Annotated in this window: 23 protein-coding genes; 12 read left to right on the forward strand and 11 right to left on the reverse strand. The window is 65.8% G+C overall.

Features of this window, described 5'->3' with window-relative positions; all coding sequences use genetic code 11:
- Positions 1-22 precede the first annotated feature (22 nt).
- Positions 23-1,267 carry a FecR domain-containing protein gene (locus ACQR1Y_RS06510; protein ID WP_434876574.1) on the reverse strand — a complete coding sequence of 415 codons (1,245 nt, stop codon included), beginning with the start codon at positions 1,265-1,267 and terminating at the stop codon, positions 23-25.
- A 127-nt stretch (positions 1,268-1,394) separates the two neighbouring features.
- Between ACQR1Y_RS06510 and ACQR1Y_RS06515 the strand changes: the two genes are divergently transcribed.
- Positions 1,395-3,197 carry a ShlB/FhaC/HecB family hemolysin secretion/activation protein gene (locus ACQR1Y_RS06515; protein ID WP_434876573.1) on the forward strand — a complete coding sequence of 601 codons (1,803 nt, stop codon included), beginning with the start codon at positions 1,395-1,397 and terminating at the stop codon, positions 3,195-3,197.
- Between the two features lie 226 nt (positions 3,198-3,423).
- Here ACQR1Y_RS06515 and ACQR1Y_RS06520 read toward each other — a convergent pair whose 3' ends face one another.
- Positions 3,424-4,668 (reverse strand): multidrug effflux MFS transporter, encoded by a 1,245-nt coding sequence (locus tag ACQR1Y_RS06520; RefSeq protein ID WP_434876572.1) that lies wholly within the window; start codon positions 4,666-4,668, stop codon positions 3,424-3,426.
- A gap of 209 nt (positions 4,669-4,877) precedes the next feature.
- On the opposite strand from ACQR1Y_RS06520, the gene ACQR1Y_RS06525 reads away from it, so the two are divergent.
- Both ACQR1Y_RS06525 and ACQR1Y_RS06530 read left to right on the forward strand, forming a co-directional pair.
- Complete coding sequence (locus tag ACQR1Y_RS06525) at positions 4,878-5,198, forward strand: hypothetical protein (protein WP_434861366.1); 321 nt, start codon at positions 4,878-4,880, stop codon at positions 5,196-5,198.
- Between the two features lies 1 nt (position 5,199).
- Positions 5,200-5,850, forward strand: a complete 651-nt coding sequence (locus ACQR1Y_RS06530) for a CAP domain-containing protein (protein ID WP_434876571.1) — start codon at positions 5,200-5,202, stop codon at positions 5,848-5,850.
- 13 nt (positions 5,851-5,863) lie between these two features.
- Here the strand turns inward: ACQR1Y_RS06530 and ACQR1Y_RS06535 are convergent, their stop codons facing one another.
- Positions 5,864-6,589 carry a Crp/Fnr family transcriptional regulator gene (locus ACQR1Y_RS06535; protein WP_434876570.1) on the reverse strand — a complete coding sequence of 242 codons (726 nt, stop codon included), beginning with the start codon at positions 6,587-6,589 and terminating at the stop codon, positions 5,864-5,866.
- Positions 6,590-6,718: 129 nt separating this feature from the next.
- Between ACQR1Y_RS06535 and ACQR1Y_RS06540 the strand changes: the two genes are divergently transcribed.
- Positions 6,719-6,952, forward strand: a complete 234-nt coding sequence (locus ACQR1Y_RS06540; protein WP_434876569.1) for a hypothetical protein — start codon at positions 6,719-6,721, stop codon at positions 6,950-6,952.
- A 7-nt stretch (positions 6,953-6,959) separates the two neighbouring features.
- Here ACQR1Y_RS06540 and ACQR1Y_RS06545 read toward each other — a convergent pair whose 3' ends face one another.
- Positions 6,960-7,589, reverse strand: coding sequence for a TetR/AcrR family transcriptional regulator (locus tag ACQR1Y_RS06545; RefSeq protein ID WP_434876568.1), 630 nt, complete (start codon positions 7,587-7,589; stop codon positions 6,960-6,962).
- Between the two features lie 160 nt (positions 7,590-7,749).
- Here ACQR1Y_RS06545 and ACQR1Y_RS06550 point away from each other — a divergent pair, with 160 nt between their 5' ends.
- Both ACQR1Y_RS06550 and ACQR1Y_RS06555 read left to right on the forward strand, forming a co-directional pair.
- Positions 7,750-8,040, forward strand: coding sequence for a hypothetical protein (locus ACQR1Y_RS06550; protein ID WP_434861371.1), 291 nt, complete (start codon positions 7,750-7,752; stop codon positions 8,038-8,040).
- A gap of 125 nt (positions 8,041-8,165) precedes the next feature.
- Positions 8,166-8,726: an HXXEE domain-containing protein gene (locus tag ACQR1Y_RS06555; protein WP_434876567.1), complete on the forward strand. Its 561-nt coding sequence runs from the start codon at positions 8,166-8,168 to the stop codon at positions 8,724-8,726.
- Between the two features lie 5 nt (positions 8,727-8,731).
- Here ACQR1Y_RS06555 and ACQR1Y_RS06560 read toward each other — a convergent pair whose 3' ends face one another.
- The 5 genes from ACQR1Y_RS06560 to ACQR1Y_RS06580 form a co-directional block, all read right to left on the reverse strand.
- Complete coding sequence (locus ACQR1Y_RS06560; protein WP_434876566.1) at positions 8,732-9,898, reverse strand: PepSY-associated TM helix domain-containing protein; 1,167 nt, start codon at positions 9,896-9,898, stop codon at positions 8,732-8,734.
- Between the two features lie 13 nt (positions 9,899-9,911).
- On the reverse strand, positions 9,912-12,215 hold the full coding sequence (locus ACQR1Y_RS06565; RefSeq protein ID WP_434876565.1) for a TonB-dependent siderophore receptor: 2,304 nt from the start codon (positions 12,213-12,215) through the stop codon (positions 9,912-9,914).
- A gap of 304 nt (positions 12,216-12,519) precedes the next feature.
- Positions 12,520-12,831 (reverse strand): hypothetical protein, encoded by a 312-nt coding sequence (locus ACQR1Y_RS06570; protein ID WP_434861375.1) that lies wholly within the window; start codon positions 12,829-12,831, stop codon positions 12,520-12,522.
- A gap of 243 nt (positions 12,832-13,074) precedes the next feature.
- Positions 13,075-14,526, reverse strand: a complete 1,452-nt coding sequence (locus ACQR1Y_RS06575) for a sensor histidine kinase (RefSeq protein ID WP_434876564.1) — start codon at positions 14,524-14,526, stop codon at positions 13,075-13,077.
- 212 nt (positions 14,527-14,738) lie between these two features.
- The gene (locus ACQR1Y_RS06580; protein ID WP_434876563.1) at positions 14,739-16,295 is read right to left on the reverse strand and encodes a serine hydrolase domain-containing protein; all 1,557 of its coding nucleotides are present in this window, start codon (positions 16,293-16,295) and stop codon (positions 14,739-14,741) included.
- Positions 16,296-16,441: 146 nt separating this feature from the next.
- On the opposite strand from ACQR1Y_RS06580, the gene ACQR1Y_RS06585 reads away from it, so the two are divergent.
- Positions 16,442-16,948: a hypothetical protein gene (locus ACQR1Y_RS06585; protein ID WP_434876562.1), complete on the forward strand. Its 507-nt coding sequence runs from the start codon at positions 16,442-16,444 to the stop codon at positions 16,946-16,948.
- Positions 16,949-16,974: 26 nt separating this feature from the next.
- On the opposite strand, the gene ACQR1Y_RS06590 is transcribed toward ACQR1Y_RS06585, so the two are convergent.
- On the reverse strand, positions 16,975-17,199 hold the full coding sequence (locus ACQR1Y_RS06590) for a CopG family ribbon-helix-helix protein (protein ID WP_434876561.1): 225 nt from the start codon (positions 17,197-17,199) through the stop codon (positions 16,975-16,977).
- Positions 17,200-17,290: 91 nt separating this feature from the next.
- Positions 17,291-18,022, reverse strand: a complete 732-nt coding sequence (locus tag ACQR1Y_RS06595) for an alpha/beta fold hydrolase (protein ID WP_434876560.1) — start codon at positions 18,020-18,022, stop codon at positions 17,291-17,293.
- Between the two features lie 992 nt (positions 18,023-19,014).
- Between ACQR1Y_RS06595 and ACQR1Y_RS06600 the strand changes: the two genes are divergently transcribed.
- The 5 genes from ACQR1Y_RS06600 to ACQR1Y_RS06620 all read left to right on the forward strand — a co-directional run bounded on the left by ACQR1Y_RS06600 (position 19,015) and on the right by ACQR1Y_RS06620 (position 24,303).
- The gene (locus ACQR1Y_RS06600) at positions 19,015-19,140 is read left to right on the forward strand and encodes a hypothetical protein (RefSeq protein ID WP_434861381.1); all 126 of its coding nucleotides are present in this window, start codon (positions 19,015-19,017) and stop codon (positions 19,138-19,140) included.
- Between the two features lie 142 nt (positions 19,141-19,282).
- A complete protein-coding gene (locus tag ACQR1Y_RS06605; protein WP_434861382.1) occupies positions 19,283-20,860 on the forward strand; it encodes a 2-isopropylmalate synthase in 1,578 nt (525 codons plus the stop codon).
- 423 nt (positions 20,861-21,283) lie between these two features.
- A complete protein-coding gene (locus ACQR1Y_RS06610; RefSeq protein WP_434876559.1) occupies positions 21,284-22,303 on the forward strand; it encodes a TRAP transporter substrate-binding protein in 1,020 nt (339 codons plus the stop codon).
- A 111-nt stretch (positions 22,304-22,414) separates the two neighbouring features.
- Complete coding sequence (locus tag ACQR1Y_RS06615) at positions 22,415-22,981, forward strand: TRAP transporter small permease (RefSeq protein WP_434876558.1); 567 nt, start codon at positions 22,415-22,417, stop codon at positions 22,979-22,981.
- Complete coding sequence (locus ACQR1Y_RS06620; RefSeq protein WP_434861385.1) at positions 22,978-24,303, forward strand: TRAP transporter large permease; 1,326 nt, start codon at positions 22,978-22,980, stop codon at positions 24,301-24,303. Before ACQR1Y_RS06615 ends, ACQR1Y_RS06620 begins: the two co-directional genes overlap by 4 nt.
- The last annotated feature ends 99 nt before the right edge of the window (positions 24,304-24,402 follow it).

Genomic DNA, 24,402 nt, shown 5'->3' on the forward strand with positions numbered 1-24,402 from the left:
CCGTGACCGGAATGCTGTCGCATCAGTCCTTGTTGTGACCGTAGGCATGGCCGCGGCCCCGGCCGCCGCCGTGGTCGTCGTCACCGCTGTTGCCCCGGCCGCTATTGCCGCTGTTTCCGCTATTGCCATGGCCGCTATTGCCATGACCGCTGTTTCCGTTGCCGCCGTTGTTGCCGTTCCCAGCTCCGTTGCCGTTGCCGTTGCCATTGCCGTTGGCGGCGGCAGCCACCGCGGCTCCGTTCGAGCCGTTATTGCCGGCGGATGCCGCAGGCGAGCCGATCGCGGCACTGATGGCCGCAGCTACCGAGGAATCTCCCGATGCGCCGCTGGCGGCCGCTGCGTTGCTGGTCGCATTGCCATTGCCGCCGCGCGCTTCGCTCCAATTGCTGCGGCCGGCTCCCGGCGCACCATGAGCGCCATGGGCGAGGCCGCGCGTCGCCTTCTGGATGTTCAGATTGACCTCGCCGAGCGACGTCGAGATCCGCACGACGTTGGGCCGGGCGCCACCATGGGACGTGGTCGCCGACGGCTGCTGCGCGGCGGCCGAGGTCGCTGCGCGCGGCACGGTGGAATTGGCGTTGAGCGCGTGAATGACGCTGCCCTTGGCTTCGCGTGGCGCCTGCAGGCCATCGCGCGGCACCGGAATGCGATCGATGGTCGGCGCGCGCGGGCGGCCCTGCTCGATCGGGCTGAAGGTGCCGGCGCCGGACAGTTTGAGACCGGAGGCCCCGTTGAAGGTAGCGGCAGCCTGACCGGGCATGATCTGGGCGATCTGCCCCGTCTTGAAGTCTGAGACCTGGACCTGGCCGCGGCTGACCTCGACCTTGGTGCTGCGGCCGCTGACCGTCACGGTGAACTGGGTGCCCTTCACGACGGCAGCCAGATACGGGGTCTCGACCTCGAAATGCTGCACGTTGCGCTTCTCGACATCGAGCAGGATGGAGCCGGCGCGCTGCAGGATGGTGGTCGCCATGCCGTCCTTCGGGGCGGCGGGCAGGCCGACCTCCGAGTTCGGCGCGATCACGATGACCTCTTCGCCGCGGGTCAGGCGCACGCGGCCCGCTGGTCCGGTGCGGATCGTATCGCCCGGCTTGAGCTCTTCGTCGCGGCCGAGCGAAACCTGGCTGGCGCCCTTCGAGGTGACCCAGACTTCGCCCGAGGATTTGCTCACCAGCCACGGTTCACCGTCGGCGGCGAACGCGACGGGCACCGCGGCGAAAAGCGACGCGGCAATCAGTCCAGTTCGCAGGAGATGCTTGGATGACATGGCTCGAACTCGCGTCGTTGGCGGCCTTTGAAACTAATCGAAATGTTTCAAGAGACCCTTATGAGTTGCGGCCCGCTTTCCTTCGCGCATTTACGCTTCATTGACCTTAACAAACTAAGAACGAAGGATGCGTGTGGGTTGTGTCGAGGGAACTGGGAGGATCGCGGGTTGGCCCAGCAAGGCGGCCGCACGCAACGGTTCGCGACGCCTGAACGGGGCCGCGATCGTCCTCGGCATTTCGGTCTCCGCATTGCTGTTCGTGGCCGGCGCCGAGGCGCAGCAGGTCAACCAGCCCGGCTTTGATCCCCGGCAGACGGAGAGGTATCTCGACGAGCAGCAGCGGCGCTCGGCGCAGCCGGTTCCGCCGCGGCCGCGTGCGCCGCAGTTCGCACCCCAGGGCGGGGGCGGCGACGTCAAGCCTCTGTTTACCCTGCGCGCGGTTGCCCTGACCGGCGCGTCGGCGCTGCCGGCCGACCAGCTTGCTTCGGCCTATCAGCCCTATCTCGGCAAGCCAGTGTCGCAGGCCGACCTCGCGGCGATCGCGACGGCGATCAGCGACCAGTACCGCGCCGCCGGCTATCATCTCAGCCGCGCGATTGTTCCGCCGCAGGACATCAGCAATGGCCGGGTCCGGATCCAGGTCATCGAAGGCAGCATCACCGAGGTCAGCCTCAAGGGAACGGGCGCGGAGGAATTCGGCGTCCGGCCGATGCTGGACCCTGTCCTCGCCGAGAGCCCGTCGCGCCTCACGACGCTCGAGCGCCAGCTGCTGCTGATCAACAGCCGCGGCGGCGTGCGCCTGGTCGATTCATCGCTGGAGGAGATCGGCGGCACCACCGGCCGGTTCCGCCTGGTGATCGAGCTGCAGACCTGGCACGTCTACGGCTTCGCCGGCGTCGACAATCTGGGCTCCTCCACCGTCGGTCCGTGGCAGAGCTATGCCACCGCCGCCTTCAACTCCTATCTGTTGCCGGGCGATACGCTCACCACCAACCTGTCGACGACCCCTGGCGATCCCAGGCAGCTCGCGTTCGGGCGACTGGCCTACGAGGTGCCCGTCGGCACCGACGGCGCCTATGTCGGTGGCTCCGCGCTGTACAGCGAGGTGCGGCCGGGCGACATCAGGCGCCGGTTCAACGACAACACGGTCACCGAAACCTATGAGCTGCGCGGCGGCATCACGCCGATCCAGTCGCAGCGCGCCTCGCTGCGGCTGAACCTCGCGGCCGCCTTCAGCGAGGTGACCGAACGGGACGTGTTCGGCGTCTGGTATCGCGATCACATCCGCACCCTGACGGCCACCGCCGACTATCGTTGGAAGGATGATCTCGGCGGCGACAGCTATCTGACGCTCGCCTACAAGCAGGGCCTGAACGTGCTCGGTGCGACCCGCGCCGGCGATCCCTTGGCCTCGCGCGATACCGCGTCGCCCACCTTCTCGGTCGTCAACGGCTGGTTCACGCGCTACCAGACCTTGTCGGACGCCTGGTCGCTGAAGCTCGCCGCCGCCGGCCAGCTCGCCTCGGGTCCCCTGTACAATTCGCAGCAATTCTATCTCGGCGGTTTCGCCTATGGCCGCGGCTACGGCAGCGCCGAAATCAGCGGCGACAATGGCGTGGCCGGCACGTTCGAGGTCCGCTTCGAGCAGAAGCCGGACTGGACCTATCTGAAGAGCTACCAGCTCTACAGCTTCTTCGATGCGGGGCTGGCCTGGAACGACGGCTTCCGGCCGTCCGACGGCGTCGCGTTGACCTCGGCGGGCGGCGGCGTGCGCTTCACCTTCCCGAACGACTGGCGCGCCGATCTCGGCGTGGCGTTCCCGCTCAGCTACCGCGCGCCCGACAATTCAACGCGCGGCGCACGCCTGCTGCTGTCGCTGTCGAGCGTCCTGAAGCTGTGCCCGCAGCGCGGCCAGGGGCCTTGCATCTAGACGATCCTATCTTGGAGCCGGCAGTTGTTTCGGGTTGAGCTTTCGCCGTCACCACGGCTGTCATGCTCCGCGAAAGCGGGGCATCCAGTACTCCGAGGCAGAAGACATAGAACCGAGGTGTCACGGCGTACTGGATCGTCCGCTCTCGCGGACGATGACAGCGGGGGCTACATGATCAATGTGCCAGGATGTTGGAGGGGTCATCGAGGCCCCTCCAGTGCTCCAATCAGACCGGCTTGCCCGAGCCGTGGAACAGCCGGCCCTTCTCGGTGATCAGCACGATGGCGAGTGCGCTGGCGGTGCAGGCCAGGAAGCCGGCCGCGAACGGCAGCGGCGTGCCGTTGAAGGCCTGGCCGACGATGGCGCCGGCGCCCATGCCGAGCAGCGTGGTGATCGAGCCGTAGAGCGAGGACGCGGTGCCGGCATTGGCGCGCTGCGGCTCCATCGCGAGCGCGGTGAAGTTCGCAAACATCAGGCCGAACGAGAACATCATCCCCGCGGACAGCAGCATGAACAGCCACAGCGGCAGCATGTCGAGCATCGCCGCGCTGAAGCAGGTGAGCGCGATGACGACACTGCCGACCAGCGCGCTGTGCGAGATCATGCGCATGCCGAGCCGGCCGACCAGCCGGGCATTAAGGAAGCCGGCCACGGCGATGGTCACGGCGATCGCGGCAAAGGCGACGGGGAAGTAGTGGCCAAGATGATAGACGCCGGTGAACAGCTGCTGCGACGACAGCACGTAGCCGAGCACGGCGCCGAAAATGCCACTGGCGGCGAGCGCGTAGCCGAGCGTCTGGCGGTTGGTCAGCGTGTGGCGGAACGAGGCGCCGATCGCGGCGATCGAGAACGGCTTGCGCTCGTTTTCGGGCAGCGTCTCCGGCAGCCGCAGCGCGGCCCAGATCAGCGTCACGATGCCGTAGAGCGTCAGCACGACGAAGATGCCGCGCCATTGCGTCAGCAGCATCACGGCCTGGCCGAACGCCGGTGCGATCACGGGAATGGCGATGAACACCATCATCGCGAGCGACACCACGCTCGCCATGCGGCGGCCGGCGTAGCAATCGCGCACGATCGAGGTCGCGATCACGCGCGTCGCCGCGGTGCCGAGCCCTTCCAGCACGCGCGCGAGCAGCAGCAGCTCGAAGGACGGCGCGGCGATCGCGAGCAGGCTGGCGATCGCATACACCACCATGCCGCCGATCAGGACCGGGCGGCGGCCGTAGCTGTCGGACAGCGGGCCGATCGCGAACTGGCCGAGACCGAAGCCGATGACGAAGGCCGACAGCACTGTCTGCACCCGGTTGGCGACATCGATGTGGAAGGAGGCGCCGATGTTCGGCAGCGCCGGCAACATCATGTCCATGGCCAGCGGGTTGAGCGCCATGATCGCCGCGACCACGATGACGAACTCCGTGAAGCCCATCGGCCGGTGGCGAACGAGTTCGAGATCGGCGCTGGTATCGGTCAAGGGAGGGCCTTCCTGGAGACGGTGGCGCAGCAAGCGGATGGATGCTCCGATAAGTAACGGAGTTGTTGCGCCGCACAAGGCGTGTTTCGGAATGGCTGATCATCGGACCGGGCGAGCGGGCTGGCGCGAATGTGACCGCGCGTGAGCTGCCGAAAATTGCGCCATGGACAGACCGATGGTAACGCCCGTGTGATCAGGCGGGTCAGCGGATGAAAACCTACAAGATCGTGGTCTACGTGCCGGAGGCCGATGGCGAGGCCGTGCGCAGCGCCATGGGCGCGGCCGGCGCCGGGCGGATCGGCAATTACGATTACTGTTCGTTTACCCTGAAGGGCATGGGCCGCTTCCGGCCGCTGGCCGGCGCCAATCCCGCGATCGGTACGGTCGGCCAGCTCGAGACGGTCGAGGAGGAGCGCATCGAGACGGTGTGCGCTGCGGACAGGCTCAAGGCCGTGCTCGGTGCGATCCGGGGCGCCCATCCTTACGAGGAGCCGGCGATCGACGTCTATCCGCTCGAGGTGGTGGACTAGAATGGCGATGCAGGGTGGGAAGGCGCGCCGGTTCGGTGCGCTCCTGATGACGATGCTGATGGTGATGGCGGCCCCGATGGCCGCGGCACAGGACACAGCCCCGGCCGATCAGATCTCGGCGTTCCGGCTCAAGAATGGCGAGGGCCGTGTGACGCGCGACGCCACGCTCGACCGGATCGCGATGGAGCAGGCGCGCGCCATGGCCGAGAAGGACGATCTCAGCCACGAGGTGCTCGGGCCGTTCACGCGCCGCGTCGCGCCGTCGAATGCGGGGCGGGCCGCCGAGAACATCGCCTATGGCTACGACAATTTCGACAAGACGCTGGGGCAGTGGATCAACTCCGCCGGCCACCGCAAGAACCTGCTGCTGCCCAAGGCGACCAAGGTCGGCATCGCCAGCGCTAAGACGGCCAGCGGCAAGCGCACCTATTGGGCGATGGTGATCGCCGGCGACTACGAGACGGACAAGCCGAAGGGAAGTCCAAAGAGCAAGGGCAAGGCGGTCGTCGCGCAGACCGCGCCGAAATCCGACAAGAGCGGCGCCAAGACTGACACCAGGCCTGACACCAAGACCACGACGCGCTGGGGCGCCAAGCCGCCGGCGTCGAAAGACTGTCACCTCAACATCAAGTTCATCGGCCTCTGCATCTGAGCTGTTGCGCAGGTCAGAGCAGCTGCTTCTTCAGGTGCAGGTAGCCGGGATCGAACTCACCGATCGCGCATAGCCGGCCCCAGTCAAACACGGTCAGCAGGCCGCTGCGGAAATCGACGGCGCGGCTCGCGCGCAGCTCGACCAGCGTGCGGTTGACGGTTGCGATCGCCATGCCGAGCGCCTCGCCGAGCTGGACCAGGCTGACCGGCAGCTCGAGCCGATCGTCATGCGCGAGCTCGAGCGCGCGGGCGCGGTAGAACAGCTCACAGAACAGATGCGCCATGCGCGCCGGCTTGGCCCGCGCGCTGTTGTTGGTGATCGCCTCTCGGAAGATCGCGGCATCGATCAAGGTCTCGCGCCAGATCGCGAAGCCGAGCCCCGGCCGCCGGGCGATCACACGGGTCAGCTCCTTGTGCTGAATGCCCGCGACCAGGGCCGGCCCGATCGCGCAGACCGCGTGGTCCATGCGATCGAGGAACAGCGCCTGGGCGTCCGGCCAGTCGCCGGCCATGTGGAAGGACAGATATTGCCGTCCGCCGCCGGAGAGCAGGTGATAACGCGCCACCCAGCCGGACAACACCACCACCGATTTGTCCGGCTCGTCGCCCTGACGAATGAGGTCCTCTTGATCGGACAATTCGCGCGGCGCAAAATTCAGGTTCCTGATTTCGGTGATGTCGTCCCCCGTCAGCCGGGAATGTTCCCGCAGCTTGTTGATGACGATCCTGTCGGCTTCCATCGGAAATCAGGCCCTCTGATCCTCTCGGATATCAAATGAGACGATGGCCTCGCCGGTTCCTACTAAGGTCGGGTATGGTATCAGAGGATGCGCAAGCGAGTTGCCGGTCACCGCATCGGGAGAACAGCCGTGCCCCACATCGCGTTCCTCTACCGGCTCCGCCGATTGTTCGGCGGTTCAGGCCCGCATATCGAGACCATCGCGTCGGCGCTGACGGAGGGCCGTCTTCGCCAGCCGGCGCATCCGATGTCGGATCAGGAGCTGTCGCGGGCGATCCGCGAATTCCAGAGTTTGCCGCCCAGCGAGGAAAGCCTGAAGAAGCTGGCGGAACGGCTCCGCGCGACCGAGCCCAAAACTCATTGAGGGCAGGTCAGCATGCGGCGGCGCCGCGCGCCCGGGGCTCGACCAGGAACAGCACCAGCTGCACCAGCTCATCCTCCAGGTCGCGGGTCTCGATCAGGTGGTGCTCGCGCATGACCGCGGTTCGGATCGGGCCGAGCGCCGATCTGACGAGGATGTAGCGCCGCGCCGGCGGCAGCGCCTCGCTGTCGAGGTCGAGCGCCTCGATCAGCCGATCGGTCATGCGATCGACCATGTCGTGCAGCGCGCGCTGCAGCTCGACGTCATGGCCGAACAGCACCAGCAGATGCCGCCGCACGCGGTGGCGGCCGGCAAACGGTGCAAATCCCTGGCGCACCGCCGCGCGCACGATCGCCTCGCGGCCGAGTCCGCGATGCGCCGCCAGGGCCTCGGCGAACTGCGCCTCCTGGCGGGCGAACTCGCGCAGCGCCAGCGCGCGCAACAGCGAGGTCTTGTCCTTGAAGTAGCTGTAGAGCGTGCCGATCGAGAAGCCGGCGCGTTCGGCGATGGCGTTGGTGTTGACCGCCTTGGCCCCGTCGCGCTGCAGAAGTTGAGCGGTTGCCTCGAACAGCACGTCCAGCGTCTGCCGCGTGCGCTTCTGCACCGGGTTTTTACGAAGGATTTCAGGCGCTTCCTGCATCGCTCGAGTCTCGGCTGGGAGTTCTGGAAATCGAGTAGGCGTTCTGGCGGGGCCGGGTTAGATCGGAGCCCGCATGCGGGCGGCCCGTGATGGTCGGTGAGTACGGGCCGAGCCTGCGTGCACCAGGATGAACCTCATTTGAACGAAGGATTTGATTGCCATGCTGCGCGTCGTATTTCCGTTTGTGGCCCTCATCGCCGTCTCCCAATGTCTCGTGTCGCAAAGCGCGTTCGCCGGCAACCGCGCCGCCGCGGACAGCTGCGCCGCCAAGCTGTCGCCGGTGGCGAAGCAGATCTATGACGTCACCGCGCCGGCGATCGGCCCGGACAGCGTCGTCAAGGACGTCATCGTCGAGCGTGTCCGTCCGCTGGTGATGGCCGGCAAGTTCGATCGCGACACCGCGCGCACCAACGCGACCCCCGCTGGTGAATGCCTGGTGCTGCTGAAGTAGGTCGCAGCCGACGAGAAGAGGTTGCAGGCTGCGGCCCTGACATGAGGTCGCAGCCGGCTCCGCTCCGGTGCGTCCCCGCAGGAACCCGGCTTGGCAAGTCCGGCCGAGTCGCGCATCAATGCCTGATGCTCGATCTCCTCGCCCGCCATTGGGTCGCCGGTGCCGTGTTCATGGCCGCAGCGCTGCTCGCGCTGGTGCCGCTGCTGGCGGCCGACTGGCCGCTGGCGCTGCTTTTGATCTTCCTGCATTCGCCGGGCTACATGATCCACCAGGTCGAGGAGCACACCGGCGACCGCTTCCGCAGCTTCGTCAACACCGTCATGTTCGGAGGGCGCGAGGCGCTGACCACGGGCGACGTGCTGTGGGTCAATTGCGGCGCGGTGTGGGGCATCGATCTCGCCGCGCTCTATGTCGCCTGGATCGCCGGTCCCGGCTGGGCGCTGGTCGCGCCCTATCTGATGCTGGTCAATTCGCTCGGCCATATCGGTCCGGCCTTGCGCTTCCGCGGCTACAATCCGGGCCTCGTCACCGGAATCGTCGTGTTTATTCCGCTGGGGATGGCGACCGTGCTCACCATTCCCGCGACAACGGCGCAGCATGCGCTCGGCTTCGGCCTGTCGCTGCTGCTGCACGTCATCATCGCCGCCAATGCCATCCGGCGCGCACGGCACGCCGCGGTGGCCTGAGCGGTCTATTCGCCGGGCACGAGCTGGATCGTCTGAGCCATCGGCCGCGGCCGTCGCAGGCGCCGTCGCGACAGATAGAGCAGCACGCCGGTCACGGCGAACAATGGCATCAGCGCCGCCGAAAGCATGAAGACGAGCTGGCCCGGCCAGCCGAGGATGCTGCCGCGGTGAATGTCGAGGATACGCGCCAGCACGCGCTCGCCGGTCGTCTTGTCGGCGTAGCGGTCCGCCGAGATCAGCCGGCCGGTCGCGCCGTCGATGCGGAATTCGTCGCGGCGGCCATCGTGATCTTCGCTCGGCCAGGCGCGCACGCGCACGGCGCCTCCGCCGACGGGCAGGGTCAGCTGCATCACGGCGAAGCGGTCGCCGATCTGCTCACGCACCGTGGTCCACACGCGATCGAGCGAGACCGTCTTTGCATCGGCCGCCTCCGAGCGTCCCTCGCGCGGCGCCTTGGCCGCCATCGGCGCCCGCGATAGCGCCAGCAGCCAGGTCAGGCCGTCCTTGTACCACGCGTAGGAGTAGGACAGTCCGGTCAGCGCGATCACCAGATACACCGGCAGCACCCATGTGCCGATCACGCTGTGCAGCGAGCGATGCAGGCCGCGGCCGCGCAAGCCCAGCTGCGGTTTCAGCCACAGCTTGGCGCTGCTCGCGCGCTTCGGCCAGCGCAGCACGATTCCCGTGATCAGCAGCACGAGAAGGCCGAGCACGGCGGCGCCGGTGATCTGCCGGCCCGCGCCATTGCCGTCGCCCGGCAGCAGCAGCCAGCGATGCAGGTGGCGCACGGTTTCGAAGAACGTCTCGCCGCGGGGCTCGCCGAGCACGCGGCCGTCATAGGGATCGACCAGCAGAGATGAGGGCCGGCCGCCGGCATCGTTGCGCGCGAAGCGGATGCGCGCGGCGGCCGAGGGATCGCGCGACAGCGTGATCGCCGAGATCTTGCCGAGCGCGGGATCAGCCTGCAGCCGCGCGACGAGCTCGGCCGGCGCAAGCGGAGCCTCCGCGCGCGGCGTGACGTGGGTGAGCGTGGCGTTGAGACCGGCCTGGATCTCGTCCTCGAAAGCCATGATCGCGCCGGTGACGCCCATCAGCGACAGGATCAGCGCCGCGACGAGGCCGAGGACGGAGTGGATCTGCAGCAGCGAGGGCTTGATGCGGAACGACGTCACACGGAGTCTCCGGCTAGAACTTCACCGTCGCCGACAGCGACACCCGCCTCGCGTCGCCGACCGCGACATTCAGCGCGCTCACCGCCGACGGGTAATAGACGTTGTCGAACAGGTTCTTGACGTTGAGCTGGTAGATCACCGGCAGGTTCTGGTGCTTGGTCTCGTAGCTCGCGAACATGTCGGCGACGACGTAGGACGGCAGCACGAAACTGTTGGCGGCATCGCCGGCGCGGTCGCCGACATAGCGTGCGCCGCCGCCGAGTCTGAGCTGGCCGGGCAGGGCGGTGCCGAAATCGTAGACGAGATAGAGCGAAGCGGTGTTGAGCGCGACGTTCTGCAGCCGGTTGCCGCGATAGACCGGGTCGTCGGTCACCCGGGCATCGGTGTAGCCGTAGCTGCCGATCATGGTCCAATGCTCGGCGATCTTGCCGGTGACGTCGACCTCGGCGCCGCGCGAGCGCACCTTGCCCGCGGTGGTGTATTCGACGACGTTGCTGGCATTGGTCTGCGACACCAGCACGTTCTGCTTGTCGATGTCGTAGAATGCGACGGTGCCGGACAGCCGCTTGTCGAGGTCGAACTTGAAGCCGGTCTCCCACGCCGTGCCCTGCTCGGGCGCGATGTTGGAGCCGAGCACCACGCCGCCGGTCAGCGGCGCGATCGTCGAGTTCGGCTTCAGGCTCTTGGTGTAGCTGGCGTACAGCGAGACCTGCTCGTTCAGCTTGAGAATGGCGCCGCCGAGCGGCAGCACGGTGTCGGCGGCGACGTCGGTGTTGGCCTTGAACGGCCGGCCGCGGCCGGCGAGCTGCTCGTAGTCCATGTAGCGGACGCCGCCGACGAAGGAGAGCTTGTCGGTGACGTGCAGCGTGTCCTGCAGGAACAGCGAATACTGCCCGAGCTTGTCGGTCTGCTCGCTGTCGCTGGCCGAGATCGTCGTGCCCGGCTGCAGCAGGCCATAGACCGGATTGTAGACGTTGAACGAGATCGATTTCGGCACGGTCTGGCGGATCAGGTCCTGGCGATAGATCGTGCGATATTGCGCGTCGCCGCCGAACAGCACCTCGTTGCGCAGGCCGCCGACCCAGAACGCGCCTTGAACATAGGACGTGCCGTAGCTGACCCGGCTCAGCGCGCCCCAGGTGCCGTCATTGCTGCGGGTCTCGTTGCCCTTGGCATCGATCGCGGTGATGCGCAGCTGGTTGGAGCTGGAGCTCTCGGTGTTGTAGCTGTAGGCGGCGGTGAGCTTCCAGTCCTCGTTGAGCTTCTGCTCGACCGAGGCCTGCACCAGGTCGGACTGCCCCCACGTGTTGTTATAGGGCTCGTCGAGCCGCCGCGTCGCCGGGATCGCGAGCGGCGCGCCGTTGATGAAGGCGGTGCCGCGATCGAACGGGGTGATGAACTCGCGGTGCTCGTAGTTGAGCTGCACGGTCGTCGTGTCGCCGTACCAGGCCAGCGACGGCGCCACCAGCATCTCGCGATGCCGGCCGAAATTGCGCCAATAGTCTTCGCTGACACCATAGCCGATGAAGCGATAGGCGAGGCCGCCATCTCCGATCGGGCCGGTCACGTCGAGCATGCCGTCGGCGCCTGTCCTGTTGTTGGCATAGGCCGAGCCGAGCAGCGTCACCGAGCCGTGCTGATACAACTCCGGGCGCTTGCTGATGGTGTTGACGATGCCGCCGGGATCCATGATGCCGTACAGCAGCGACGCCGGGCCCTTGAGCACCTCGACGCTGTCCACCGCCGCGTTGAGGCTGCGGCTCTGCACCAGCGGCAGGCCGTTGCGCATGATCGAGCCGTCGCGATTGTCGCCGAAGCCGCGGCGCATCACCGCATCCTGCGTTCCTGCCAGTGTGTTGGCCTGGGTGACGCCGCTGATATTGGCGAGCGCATCGTCGATGTTGCGCGGCAACTGGTCCTTCAGCACCTGCGACGGCACGACGTTGACGGATTGCGCGGTGTCCAGCGGCGAGGCGCCGGTGCGCAGGGTCGTCGCGCTCGGCATCGCGCGGTAATTGAGTTTGGCGGCGTTGAGCACCACGGCCTCCGCTGCGACGCGCTCCGCGCGCGTCGGCGTCGGCGGCGGCTGCACGCTGCGTCTCTGCTGCGCGACGCGCGCTTGGCGCTGCGCCGGTCCGGCGGCGACCGCAGGCTTGCGCTTCGCTGCCGGCGCGTCGACCGTCACCGGCGGCAGCGTGACCTGTGCATTTGCGGGAGAGGAGCAGCCGAGGTCTGCGGTCAGGGCACTCACGAGCGCAATCGCGCCATACATACCGGTCCGGGTGAAAACCTCGCGCCGGCTATTGTCGTCTGTCATCGTTCACTGCACTTCCAACGTCGCGGCGGTCGAGGTGACGGTCGCCTGACGTGAGGTCTAGCAATGCGATGCGGCAAAGAACACGGCGCGGGTGCTTGAATCCTTCTAAGTCATCGGGTGTTTCGTTGTTGGAATTGAATCGAACTTGCGCCCCGCGCGGCGTCTTTGCGGCATCGTACGCCGCGTGATCATCGCGCGCCGCATGACCGTGCAAACTGCGCGGTCTCTGCGCAAACGACAGCGCTCCATCCGCTCTGCGGAGGGAGCGCCGTGCGTTTCATTTTTCGGAACTAAGCGCGCGATCTCAGCGCTTCGGAGCCATCGTGCCCGAATGCGGGCTCATCGTGCCGGTGGTGCCTTTGCCCGTCCCGTCGCTCATGCCGGTCGCGCTGCCGCTGCGACCGCCTGTTGCGGAGGTGTCGGTGCCAGTTGCGCCGCGGCCCATATTGCTGCCGGTAGTGCCGCTGTCATGCGGCTGCCCCATGCCGGGGCTGGTCGCAGTGCCGGATCCTCCGGTGCCGGTGTTGGCGCCGGCGCCGCTGCTGCTCTGAGCGAGGGCGAGTGAACTCGTCAGCGCGAAGGCGGCGGCGAGAGCGAGCGTGGTCGTTGTCTTCATGATGAAACCCTTTCTCTGCGTGTATCTGGAGCTAACGGGCCGGCGTTGCGGCCGTTCCAGACGACGTCATGCGCCGCCACCGTGTCGGCTGGTCGCAGCACTCAGCTCAGCCGCTGCCTCTGTTGTCGTTGTGGTCCTGGAACTACTCGGTCATGGCCGAGCAGCCGTCACACCCGAGCGCTCGGTCATGTCGCATGCCGATCCGGGTTGCGAACGATGAACGTCGCAAAGGCCGCCGCGCGTCTACTGCGCCGCCGCGAGCTCCAGCTCGGCCGGCTTGTTCGGGCCGACGAGCGGAATCTCGAGCGCGATGCGCGTGCCCTGCTGCACCTCGCTGTCGAGCTCGATGCGGCCGCCGAGCGTGGAGACGACGAGGTTGAAGGCGATGTGCAGGCCGAGGCCGGCATTGCCCTTCTCGCGGCGCGTCGTGAAGAACGGATCGAACACCCGGCCGCGCACGTGATCGGGCATGCCGACGCCCTCATCGGCGCATGTGATGCAGACCGAGCGGTCCAGCGGCTGCGCGACCTCGACCGTAAATACGCCGCTCATCTCGCCGGGATAGGCGTGCGTGGCCGCATTGAAGGCGAGGATGCTGATGACCTGACCAAGCGCGCCGGGATAGCTGGTGAGCATGATGCCATCGGGGCAGGAGAGGGCGACCGTGAGGCCCTGACGCGCCAGCAGCGGGCGCAGCTTGGCGAGGTGATCGCTCAGCCAGCTCTGCAGTTCGAAGCTTTGCCGCGTTTCGTTGGCCTGGTCGACGGCGACCTGCTTGAAGCTGTGCACCATCTCGGAGGCGCGGTGCAGGCTCTGCGTCGTCAATTGCAGGCCGTGCTGCAGCCGCTCGACGCCGCGCGTCAAATCCGAGCGGCGCACCGGGCCGCCGCCGAGCATGCGCGCGATCGCCTCGACGTCGTCCTCCATTGCCGTCGACGTCGTCAGCGCCAGCCCGAGCGGCGTCGAGACCTCGTGGCCGACGCCGGCGACGAGCTGGCCGAGCGAGGCGAGCTTCTCCGCCTGCACGAGATGCGCCTGCGTCGCATGCAGGTCGCGCAGCGAGGCTTCGGAGCGTTCCTTCTCGCGCTGCAGCGCCTCGGCGGTGCGGAACTGCTTGCGGGCCTGAACCTCGCGCGCGCCGACCGCATAGAGCGACAGCAGGCAGGCATTGCCGACCAGCGAATGATCGATGAAGCGCAGGCCCGGCGGCAGCGGCTCCGGCGCGAGGCTTTCGGCCACCGCCAGCGCACCCCAGCTCGTCGCGCAGAAGATCGCATGGGACCCGGTGCGCAGCGGCAGCATGGTCGAGACGAACAGGATGACGATGATCATGCCGGCGGCGGAGTAGGTGAAGCCGGAGGGCAGCACCCAGTAGATCGTCGGCAGCACGCAGCCGGGAATGACGCAAAAGACGAGTTGAATGGGCTCGGCCCATTTGCGCGCCGGCGTCGACAGCAGCGCCGTCAGCGGCAGCAGCACGAACAGCGCGGTGCCGCCGCGGATCTTGAGCGTCGTCGGCACGATCTCGGGGTAGAGCACGAAGTCCCAGAGCGTGTAGCCGGCAAAGGTGAAGGCGCCGAGCAGCATCGCGATCTGGGTCCAGGCGATGTTGCCATGGACGAAATGGTCCACGAAGCGCCGTTCCTCCACGGCATCCTCGAAACGCAGCCCCAGGCGCTCCAGCAATCTCAACATTATGCCACCGCAATCGAAAAACGATTCCCTACCGCCAGCCGTGAGCCGCGGCGGGAGGGCAGACATACACGAGATGGGTCGGCTGAGAAAACGACGTGAGATCGCATCCGCGGCTTGGAGCACGTAGAGCGCTATTAGAATGGTTCCAAATCTAGCCGCGCGGCATGGCGGAGGCGGCGCCAGCCATGCAGCTCAGAGACGCCGCCTTCGGACTAATCCCGCTTGCCGCTGGTGATCGTGATGTCGCGGCCGTCTCTCGCCTTGGCCGTAATCGCCAACCGGTCGTCGCCGAAGGACAGCGTCCACTTCGACTCCACGCCTTGTGCGAGATACTGCAGATCGACCACGAAGGTGTGGTCGTCCGTCCAGGCTCCCTTCATGGCCCGATAGGAGAACGGCACCACGAGCGTCTTGGGGGCGTTGGTGCGGTAGAGGCCATCGAGTCCGATCGGGTTGTCCAGGCGCAGCACACCGTTCGGCGATGCCTGGTCATAGATGTCCCAGCTCACATGTGGAGGCGCATCGTCGAGATGCAGTGTGATCGTCTTGAACCTGAGCGGGCTCTCCGCGAAACTGTAGGTCCGCGCTGATACGACGGCGGCTTGGGCAGGCGCCACCGCCACAGTGCCGGGCTTCTCAACGGCCGCATCCCGCACGGCCTTCTGAAGTTGCGCGAACGAATCCGGCGCCGGCGCCAGGGCCGCGTCGGATTTCACCGCTCCGACGATGTCAAGAGCGAGCTGCTTCATCGGGCAGAAGTCCCGAGCCGTCATCACTGCGACGATGTCGGACCGCGGCAGCATCATGATGATCTGGCAATGATAGCCGACCGACATGAACACCTGCTGCTCGGGCAGCGACCAGAACTGGTTCGCATAGCGCAGCCCGGGCTCGAATTTCGTCTGCATGTCGACCTCGGCGTGATTGACCGCCTCGATCCAGTCGGGCGGCAGCAGCTGCTGCTCGCCCCACCGGCCGCCGCGCAGATACAGATAGCCGAACCTCGCCATGTCGCGCGGCTTCAGCAACAGCCCGAAGCCTCCCGTCGACAGTCCTTGCGGATCGCGCGTCCAAATCGGCGGCTTGATGCCGAGCGGCCTGAACAGTTTTTCTTGGGCGTAGTCCTGCGCGGTCTTGCCGGTCAGCTTGGTGATGATCGCTGACAGCAGATGCGAGTTGCCGCTGTTATAGTAGAAGCTCTCGCCGGGCGCTTGCGCCATCGGCTTGTCCAGGATGTATTTCACCCAGTCGGGCGCGCGTCGCAGTTCCTGCAGCGATTGTTCCGCCCCGCTGCCGAGACCTTCGTCCCAATCCAGACCGGAGGTCATGTTGAGGAGATGACGGACGGTGATCGCCTGTTTGCGCGCATCGAGATTGGCGATCTCGCGATCCCGGAAGAAATCCACGACCGGATGATCGAGGCTGTCGAGCACGCCGTCCTTGAGCATGATCGCGATCAGCGAGCCGGTGACCGCCTTGGTGGTTGAGTTGACCGCATGCGGGAGGTCCGCGCGATAGGGCGCGTAATAGGTGTCGAGAACGATCCGGCCGTGGCGCACCAGCGTCAGGCTGTCGAGCCGCACGCGCGCGCCGAAACCGACCAGCCGCTCCACCGCCGCCGAATCCATTCCCTCGTCCTCGGGGGCGGCGGTCGTCCAGTCGGTTGTGGGGAAGCGGGACTGCGCATCCTCCGCCATCGCGTTGGCGGTGAGCAGCCAAGCCGGCAACAGCGCAGCCGCAAACCCGAGGCTGGTCCCGATACGCAACATCTCGCATTCCCCCACGAATGACGCGGGACATGGTACCAGAAAACCACGATCCAACAAAGATTGTGTGACGCTTGGGGTGCGCCTCAAAAGCGGCGCTTTGCGACGGCGTCGCTGGCAGGGAGCACCAAACGATCATGCAGGCTCCTATGCTTCGACGTCTTCGGGTTGATATTCTCGTCGTCGCCACCTTGGCCGTCGCCGTTCTGCTCACGGTCCTTGGGCGACCGGCCCGCGCTGAGGGCGAACGCGTGATCGCGGTGCCTGAGCTGCATGCGATGACGCCGGAGGCATCAGACGATGCGATCGGGATTACGGCGGAGCTTCGCCGTCGATTTCAGTCTGTTCCGTCCCTGCGGGTCGTGGATGCGCCCAAGGCGCCGACGGATGTGCCCGGCTACCCAGACAACGTGCCGCCGTTCGCGCTATGGCGCGACTCGCATGTCGACATCGTGCTGATCGGCAACACGGTCGTCCTCAAGGATGGACGCCATCGGCTGTCGGTGCGCATTTGGGATTTAGCCAAACGCGTCCAAATCGTCGGTCACGTTTTTGTCTATAGCCCTCAGCTCGGATATGAGCAGGAAATTGCGGACGTTGTGCGCAACGCTCTGGTGGAGGCTCTTGAGAAGGAGAATGAGCCGGAGCGTCCATGATCTGGTCGAATGATGCGAACAGGCTGTCAGTATCTGGCAATCAGTCGCGTCACTTCCGCCTCGCTGGCGAAGTGTCCGCGCTCAGCGTCGGCTAGCCCCGCCTCGATCTCGGCAAGTTGCCAGTATTCTCGCTCGACGAATTCCTCGATCGCGCGCGCAGCAACATCAGAGCTGGGTCGGTGGATTTTCTCCGCCAGCTCATCGAGCTTCGCGGCCGTCGCTTCCGACACGTGGACAGTGAAAGCGGTCATGGATCTGCCTCGAGTTTCACAGCGATTGTGGGTGAACGAAAGCAGAGCGTCAACCGCGTCTACGTGTGGTCTTCAACGGAGCTGGTGCTCATTACGCCCAATGCGCCCGCAGCGCCGCTGCGATGCTCTGCGGCCGCTCGACGATGCTCCAGTGCCCTGCATCCTGCTCGACATGCAGCCGCGCGGCGTGCGCTTGCGCAAAACGGCTGAGCGTATCGAGCGGCACGAAGGGATCCTGCGTGCCCGAGATCACGAGGCCGCGCCGCGGCAATTGCGCGAGCCGCGCGATCCAGTCGCCGCCGAAGCGCAGCCCATCCGCGGAGCGATACAGCGCGAGGATCGCCCGCCGCATCGGCGCCTGCCACGCCGCGGCTTCGCGCACGGCGAGTTCCCCCGGCAGTCCGCTCTGCCGGAACATGCGCGCCATCGCGCCTTGCCTCGACACCGCCATGAAGATTTCGCCAAGCACGGGCGTGTTCCAGATTCGCGCGATGCGATGGCCGCGATAGCCCGGATCGAGTGCACCGCCAGCGACCGCCCAGGACCGCACCAGCTCGGGCCGCAGCGATGCCGCGCGCAGCACCAGCAGCGCGCCCCAATCATGCCCCACCAGATCGAGCGGCCCGAACGCCGCATGCTGTGCCTCGATCAGCGCAACCAGCCAGTCGGCGTAGGCGTCCTTGGTGCAGGCGAAACCGGCAGGCACCTCGCCGCAGAAGCCGGGCAGGCAGGGCAGGGCAACGGTCTCGCCGAGCGCCGCGATCAGCGGTCCCCAGATTGCGGGCGTGTCCGGCACGCCGTGGACGAAGATGCGATTGGTCATGGTGTCATCCCTATCACATCCGTAGGCTTCGTCTTCGCCGAAATTCTTCTTTCCTTTTTTCAGAAATCATGCTTTGATGCGCCATCCCGCCTCATCGAAGAGGGGCGTACGCGTCGTCACGATACGTGGAGTGCGGGGAGCGATGGCCGTGAGGCGCCGGCAGACGACCGGCGGCTTGCGGACGGCGAAGTCGCGTGGTCCTGGCCTCCCGATGCTGAGGTCAAGTTCGGGCCGTTGCGCGCAGCAGCGGTGCGGATGATGGGGGCAAGAAAGCCCGGTCCCCAGGGAGAGCGCGAAGTAAGCCGTAAAGCCGTTGCGCAGGGAAGGCCGGGATGTCCTGGCCGATCCTGTGGTTCCTGCCCCGTGCAATTCTTTCCGCACGGGGGCCGCGGGTGTCGGCAGACGCCCGGCCTTCCCTGCACCCTCGACTGGCGAGGGGCGATACCGATGATCAGCCTGGGCACGATGGTGTCGCGGGAGCGGAGAGGTGTGTGCGGATGAGGGTTGGAGCGGTCGATGAAAGCCAGAGGTGCGCCCCGCTTGTGCGTCAAACACCGCCGTCATTGCGAGCGAAGCGAAGCAATCCAGGGCTGCGCGCGTGACTCTGGATTGCTTCGCTTCGCTCGCAATGACGCGGAGGGACCTGTGCTCCACCCCGGCTGTCATCGTCCGCGAAAGCGGACGATCCAGTATTCCATAGGCGGTCGTGAGTCAGCCGAGAGGCCGCGGCGTACTGGATACGCCGCTTTCGCGGGGTATGACGGCGGAGGACCGGGCGGCGGCACGGGCTGGCTCCTGCGCAAGGGAAGCGGGCCCTGGCGCGAGAGAGGAAGGGACAGAGGCCGCAAGGTCCAATACGTCACCCCTCCTGACCCTTATTCGGCGTTGCGAGGCCGTTTCATTCCCGGTAAAAGCACCGTCGAAGGCACCTCGGCAACACTCCATCAATGGTTTTGCCGCACCATTTTCGTGTCTTCGCAAAGGGTTTGGCAATGCTGATTCGCAGCGCAGAGATCGAGGCCATCGCCGGGGCAGACGCCCGGTCGATCGCGCTCGCCTCGCTGCCGCCTCGCGGCCTGACCGGCGCGCTTGAGCTTCTGCTTCTTAGCTGCCCCTGAGGGCCGGCTGGGCGGGATGCGCCTGGGCACTCAGGGGGCTGCTTCGACACCGAAACACCCTTCAGCGCCCAAGTTTCCAGAGATCAAGTTTCCAGAGATACTGGCACCAAGCGCACCACCTTCAGACTCCGAGGAATAGCCAATGTCCAATACCGTTCAGTCCGACAAGGACCGCGTCGTCATTTTCGATACCACCCTGCGCGACGGCGAGCAGTGCCCCGGCGCGACCATGACGTTCGAGGAGAAGCTCAACATCGCGGCGATGCTGGACGACATGGGCGTCGACATCATCGAGGCCGGTTTTCCGATTGCGTCGGACGGCGATTTCGAGGCCGTCAACGAGATCGCCAAGCGGTCGAAGAACGCGGTGATCTGCGGCCTGTCGCGCGCCGGCGCCAAGGATATCGACCGCTGCGCCGAGGCGATCCGCCCCGCTAAGCGCGGCCGCATCCACACCTTCCTGTCCACCTCGCCGGTGCACATGAAGTACAAGCTGCAGATGGATCCGCAGCAGGTCTATGAGCTGGTCGTCTCCTCGGTGACGCGCGCGCGCAACCACACCGACGACGTCGAGTGGTCGTCGGAGGACGGCACCCGCACCGAGTTCGACTTCCTGTGCCGCTGCGTCGAGGCCGCGATCAAGGCCGGCGCCACCACGATCAACATTCCGGACACCGTCGGTTACGCCGTGCCGGAAGAGTATTACGACCTGTTCAAGCGCGTCCGCGAGACGGTGCCGAACTCCGACAAGGCGGTGTTCTCCGTCCATTGCCACAATGATCTGGGCATGGCGGTCGCCAACTCGATGGCCGGCGTGCGCGCCGGCGCCCGCCAGATCGAATGCACCATCAACGGGATCGGCGAGCGCGCCGGCAACGCGGCCCTGGAAGAGGTCGTGATGGCCATGCGCGTGCGCAACGACAAGCTGCCGTTCTGGAACAAGATCGACACCACGCAACTGACTCATGCCTCGAAGGTGGTGTCGGCGGCGACCTCGTTCCCGGTGCAGTACAACAAGGCGATCGTCGGCCGTAACGCCTTCGCGCATGAGAGCGGCATCCACCAGGACGGCATGCTGAAGAACGCCCAGACCTACGAGATCATGCTGCCGGAGACGGTCGGCGTGAAGCAGACCTCGCTGGTGATGGGCAAGCATTCCGGCCGCCACGCCTTCATTCACAAGCTGGAGGAGATGGGCCACAAGCTGTCGAGCAACCAGGTCGAGGACGCCTTCGTCCGCTTCAAGGCCTTGGCCGATCGCAAGAAGCAGATCTATGACGAGGACATCGAGGCGCTGATCGACGAGGGCATGGTGAGCGCCCATGACCGCATCAAGCTGCTGTCGTTGTCCGTCATCGCCGGCACCCGCGGCCCGCAGCGCGCCACCATGAAGCTCGACATCGACGGCGTGACCAAGATCGAGGAGAGCGAGGGCAACGGCCCGGTCGACGCGGTCTTCAACTGCATCAAGTCGCTGGTGCCGCACGAGGCCAAGCTGGAGCTGTACCAGGTCCATGCGGTGACCGAGGGCACCGACGCGCAGGCCGAGGTCTCGGTCCGGCTGTCGCAGGACGGCCGCTCGATGACCGCCCGCGCCGCCGATCCGGACACGCTGGTGGCCTCGGCCAAGGCCTATCTCGGCGCGCTGAACAAGCTGGTCATGAAGCGCCAGCGCGACGTCGCGCAGGGACATGGCGCGTCGGCGGCCGCTGCGAGCTGAATCACGAGTCGTCATTCCGGGGCAGCCGCGACAGCGGCTGAACCCGGAATCCCGAGCTTGGTTTGCACCGGCTCCGACAGTTTCGAGGTTCCGGGTTCGGCGCGATGCGCCGCCCCGGAACGACATTGAGGGAGATGTCACACCAACAACGCTTGGACTTGTTTCACTCCGTCATTCCGGGGCGCGCGGAGCGCGAGCCCGGAATCCATACCCCCGATCGTGGTTATGGATTCCGGGCTCGCTCGCTTTGCTCGCGCCCCGGAATGATGGCGGAGGTGGACGCTCGCTGCTGCGCCGCAGCACGCGAATCCCGCCCGTGCTGCTAACGGTCAATGGCATTCCCGGCCCGCAGCCGCTAACACTATGCTTGGCATACAAAGCGGGGGCGTCATTGCAATGCCCCCCGAATTTCGGGAGGACATTTTGCAGCAGCTCAAACTCCGCCATCTGATCGCCACCGCCACCTCGCTCGCGGTGCTCGCGCTGGCCGGCCCGGCGCTGGCCGCCGACAATCCGATCGTGATCAAGTTCAGCCACGTCGTGGCCTCGAACACGCCGAAGGGCCTCGCCGCCGACAAGTTCAAGGAACTCGCCGAGAAGTACACCGACGGCAAGGTCAAGGTCGAAGTCTACCCGAACTCGCAGCTTTACAAGGACAAGGAAGAGCTCGAGGCGCTGCAGCTCGGCGCCGTGCAAATGCTGGCCCCGTCGAACTCGAAGTTCGGCCCGATCGGCATCAAGGAATTCGAGGTGTTCGATCTGCCCTACATTCTGCCGGACCTCGCCACCTTGCGGAAGGTGACCGACGGCCCGCTCGGCGCCAAGCTGCTGAAGCTGCTCGAGCCGAAGGGGATGATTGGGCTGGCCTACTGGGACAACGGCTTCAAGCAGATGAGCGCCAACAAGAAGCTGGTCGATCCCGCCGACTACAAGGGCCTGAAGTTCCGCATCCAGTCGTCGAAGGTGCTGGACGCCCAGTTCCGCACGCTCGGCGCCATTCCGCAGGTCATGGCCTTCTCCGAAGTCTACCAGGCGCTGCAGACCGGCGTCGTCGACGGTCAGGAGAACACGCCCTCGAACATCTATACGCAGAAGATGCACGAGGTGCAGAAGTACATCACGCTCACCAATCACGGCTACATCGGCTACGTCGTGGTCGTGAACAAGAAGTTCTGGGACGGCCTGCCGCCGGATATCCGCGCCGCCTGCGACAAGGCGATGAAGGAAGCCACCGCCTATGGCAACAGCCAGTCGGCCAAGGAGAATGACGACGCGCTGGAGGAGATCCGCAAGTCCGGCAAGTCCGAGCTCGTCAAGCTTTCGCCCGCGCAGGACGAGGCGATGCGCAAGGCGATGCAGCCGGTCTACAAGGACGTCGCCGGTCGCGTCGGCCAGCCGCTGATCGACGAATTCCTGAAGGAGACCCGCGGCACGACCAACTGACACGGATGAGACGCTTGATGCGCGGGCGGGTGGCCCGCGCATCGTCGCGATGCAGAACAACAGACGGCGTATCCAAGCGCCGCGCATGACCTGATTGTGGGGGTAGGGGACTTGAGCTTCCTGTTGCGCATCCTCGATCGGCTCGAGGAAATCCTGATCGCATTCCTGATCGCGGCGGCGACCTCGATCATCTTCGTGGCCGTGCTGCACCGCTATCTCGTCGGCGTGCCCTTCCTCTATCCGATCCTGTTCCCGATCGACCTGTCCTGGGCGCAGGAGCTCTGCATCTACATGTTCGTGTGGATGGCCAAGTTCGGCGCCGCCTATGGCGTGCGCACCGGCATCCATGTCGGCGTCGACGTCGTGGTGAACATGCTTCGGCCGTCGCTGCGCAAGGTGACCGTCCTGTTCGGCCTGTTGTGCGGGGCGCTGTTCACCGCGATCATCGGCACGATGGGCGCCAAGTTCGTCTATGGCCTGTCGATGACCGACCAGGTGACGCCGGACATGGAGATCCCGAGCTGGCTGGTCTATCTCTGCATCCCGCTCGGCTCCTATTTGATGTGCTTCCGCTTCCTGCAGGTCGCCTGGCACTATCTCCGCCACGACGAGCTGCCGCATCATGACCACGCCTATGTCGAGGGCGTCGATGCCGCGGGCGTGGAGGCCATGCGATGAGCAGCCTCCTGATCTTCAGCCTGCTCATCTTCCTGATGCTGACGGGCATGCCGATCTCGATCGCGCTCGGCCTCACCGTGCTCTCATTCGTCTTCTTCATGACGAACGTGCCGACGGAATCCGTCGCGCTGAAGCTGTTCACGGGCATCGACAATTTCGAGATCATGGCGATCCCGTTCTTCATTCTCGCCGGCAACTTCCTGACCCATGGCGGCGTCGCGCGACGGATGATCAATTTCGCGACCTCGATGGTCGGGCACTGGTATGGCGGCCTCGGGCTTGCCGGCGTGATGGCCTGCGCGCTGTTCGCCGCGGTGTCCGGCTCGTCGCCCGCGACCGTGATCGCGATCGGCTCGATCATGCTGCCGGCGATGGTCAAGCAGGGCTTTCCAAAGCGCTTCGGCGCCGGCGTGATCACCACGTCGGGCGCGCTGGGAATCCTGATCCCGCCATCGATCGTCATGGTCGTGTATGCGGTGGCGACCGGCGGCAGCATCGCGCTCGATCCGGCCGGTCATCGCGTGTCATCGGCCTCGGTCGGCCAGCTCTTCATCGCCGGCGTGATTCCGGGATTGATGCTCGCAAGCCTGCTCGGCTTCACCACCTTCTACCGCGCCTGGAAGAACGATTATCCGCGGTTGCCGCGCGCGAGCTGGGCCGAGCGGTTCACCGCGTTCCGCAAATGCATCTGGGGCCTGTTGCTGATCGTGATCGTGCTCGGCGGCATCTACACCGGTAAGTTCACGCCGACCGAAGCCGCCGCCGTCAGCGCCGTTTACGCCTTTGTCATCGCCGTGTTCGTGTATCGCGACATGTCACTGAAAGACGTGCCGAAGGTGCTGCTCGGCTCCGCAAACATGAGCGCGATGATCCTCTACATCATCACCAACGCCGTGCTGTTCTCGTTCCTGATGGCGAACGAGAACATCCCGCAGCAGATCGCCAACTGGATGGCGGCGGCCGGCGTCAACTGGATCGTGTTCTTGCTCGTCGTGAACATCCTCTTGCTGCTCGCGGGCAACGTCATGGAGGCGACCTCGATCGTGCTGATCATGGCGCCGATCCTGTTTCCGGTGGCGGTCAAGCTCGGTATCCATCCGGTGCATCTCGGCATCCTGATGGTGGTCAACATGGAGGTCGGCATGTGCCATCCGCCTGTCGGGCTGAACCTCTATGTCGCCTCCGGGATCGCCAAGATGGGCATTACCGAGCTCACGATCGCCGTGATGCCGTGGCTGCTGACGATGCTGGGCTTCCTCGCGCTCGTCACCTACGTGCCGGAAATCTCGCTGTGGTTGCCGCGGATGCTGGGAATGCTTTGAGGCGCAGCAATCAATTGAAACCGAATTGCAAAAACAGGGAGGTATTTGAAGCAATTACATCTTCGTAAGGTCGTACACTCTGTCCAAACTGTAAGTTGA

Source organism: Bradyrhizobium sp. HKCCYLRH3099 (genome assembly GCF_051167855.1).
Taxonomy (GTDB): Bacteria; Pseudomonadota; Alphaproteobacteria; order Rhizobiales; family Xanthobacteraceae; genus Bradyrhizobium.